We start from the raw sequence: 2,194 nt of genomic DNA, 5'->3' as shown, positions 1-2,194 counted from the left end.
TAAACAAACCATAGCTGAGTTCCTATTTTGGTTCAATCGATTACTGTGTTTTTCATAGAATATAAAAAGCTGGTTTGGTGTTGTTTCAATTGGCGTTTTGGACGGGATTTCGCGTGTTTGAGTGGCTTTATTTTAAGTTAAAAGGGCTTTCCCTTTCATTTGACCTCGTAAGGTCAATTTATTCATGCCTTTATTCACTGTAATGTTCCGCTTTTTATTTAAATGAAAGCCGGTTCGATACAGCCGATTCGTTTGCCATTCTTTAATAAACAGCTATCGTCGTCCGATTGGGCTGTCTATTTTTACTTTCATCTTATCAACATAGCACAGCTTTTTGTGTGATTAATTATTTATAATTACACACTCATCATGCTGTTTTTATTGGTTTTTTCGTAATAATTAGGATGGGTGTCATCCTAATTCTACGGGATGATATAACTGCTTAACTTTTTGAAAATACCTAATTAACGTTGCAAGAATACCAATGATTAGAGAAATAGAAAGTAAGTTAATTGAGTCATTCCAATTTTTCTCATAAGCAACACCACTAAAACACGCATACGATAGTGATGAAAAAGTTAAAACTAGTAGCGTGATTCCAAACTTCATGTAATACCTAATGAGACTGTAGAATAACTCCAACAGCCAAATTGAATAAAAAAAACGAGTTCCTGTAATTAACTCTAAGCGTTCTAAAGCATTAGGTAATGCATTTGGAACCCATAAAAGAGGATGCTTTTCTTAAAAAAGAGTAATTCTACAGCCTCAATGCCGCAATAAGCGGACTATAATGGTGGGTTATAATGTGTAGCGAAGAGAAGTGTAACTCACTGTTTTAGTTTCTTTTTAATTTTCTTGTTATGTTTCTACTACAACAAAAGTTTGTGCTTTAATGTGAGAAACAACTAAATGAATAGCTCTTTCAACTAATTCAATAAAATCTACCACAGGCTTGCTATCCATTATATAAAATTGCTTTTGATCTGGACTTAATTCTATAGAAGGAAATTCCTGCATAAATAAATTGCGCTGCCTTTCAATTGCATTTTCATCTTTTCCACTGAACCGTCCATTCTTATGTGCAATAGAATTCCTTAGTTGTTGAAATTTACCAAATTTTGGAGTTATCCTTTCAATCTCCATTTTAGGTAGACTTGTTGACATTTTTAGATAATTGAAGGACTTCATTATATTCCCTCCACCACTAACATCATCAAAAGAAAAAGGAATTTTTGCAGAGTATTTCAGTTCAGTGCATATTTGAGATAATGTACTTTCGAAAACAGTATAAACAAGCACAATAGATGAATGGTATAAGTAACTAGATATAGCCTTATGTTCAAGCTCATACATGTCTTGCAACATCCCCTCTAAATCAGGATTTTCAAGGGTATCTTCGTAAATTCGATCTGCTAGTCTGTTAGTTCTTTCTTCTACAGATTCAATCGAAAAATTTAAGTAATCTTTAAGATACTTAACTTCATAGTCAAAGCGCTCTTTGAGCATATTCAACTCTATTAATACTTCTTTTACATTTTCTTTTTTAGTAAACACAAATAAAACATCCAAATGAAACATAACGCCTCCTACAGAGGCGAACGAAGTGAGTCCTATGCTAGGTACTCTTGTTATACAAACCTACACAATGGTGTGTAGGTTTAATTTAGATAGGAGAGAATACGATGTATTTACCACAAAACTATTACCTAAACTACAACCAGAGTCCTGTGTTCGTAAGTAACAATCTCAACGAACTTAGTGCTGCTATGGTTAAACTCGAAAACCTAGGGACAAATCCAACCTTAACCCTGTGCGAAGTTCCTAGTCACCATGAAACCAGTGCTTATCGGTTGCGTGTTATACCTTGTGTTATTGAGGCACTAAAAAGTTAAGCTTTGTATTATCTTATCCGCCAGTTGGATTTGGTCTTCTGTAAAATCATCTGGTGTTGAATAATTTAGACTAGTTCTACCACTTACAGGATCAACAGTACCGTGGACAAATAAGGTTCCTTCTATTTTATGATAATCGGCATGGGCCATTAAAACTTCATTTGCAGAAGGTACTTTCTTATCCGTGGCAGGGTGGTGTCTAGGTAGTGAGTTGATAAAATCATTCATCTTGAAACTCCTTGTTTCATTGGTTGGTAAAGGTTGCTTGATTTGTATAACGCCTGGTTGTGGGGCGCCGTAGG

Annotated in this window: 3 protein-coding genes; all 3 read right to left on the bottom strand. The window is 34.7% G+C overall.

Translation table 11 applies throughout. The annotated features are described in order from the left end of the window. Nucleotides 1-411: 411 nt before the first annotated feature. Nucleotides 412-609, bottom strand: coding sequence for a hypothetical protein (locus GQR46_RS18920; RefSeq protein ID WP_165742083.1), 198 nt, complete (start codon nt 607-609; stop codon nt 412-414). Nucleotides 610-858: 249 nt separating this feature from the next. Continuing rightward, nucleotides 859-1,578: a hypothetical protein gene (locus tag GQR46_RS18915; protein WP_165742081.1), complete on the bottom strand. Its 720-nt coding sequence runs from the start codon at nt 1,576-1,578 to the stop codon at nt 859-861. 302 nt (nt 1,579-1,880) lie between these two features. Next, nucleotides 1,881-2,194 (bottom strand): hypothetical protein (locus GQR46_RS18910; RefSeq protein WP_206009693.1); only part of this gene is annotated, 314 nt, incomplete at its 5' end.

Origin of the sequence: Pseudoalteromonas sp. Z1A6 (assembly GCF_011378745.1) — a bacterium.
Classification (GTDB): domain Bacteria; phylum Pseudomonadota; class Gammaproteobacteria; order Enterobacterales; family Alteromonadaceae; genus Pseudoalteromonas; species Pseudoalteromonas arctica.
The sequence above is the reverse complement of the archived record's forward strand: the minus strand, read 5'-3'. Positions and strand labels throughout refer to the sequence as shown.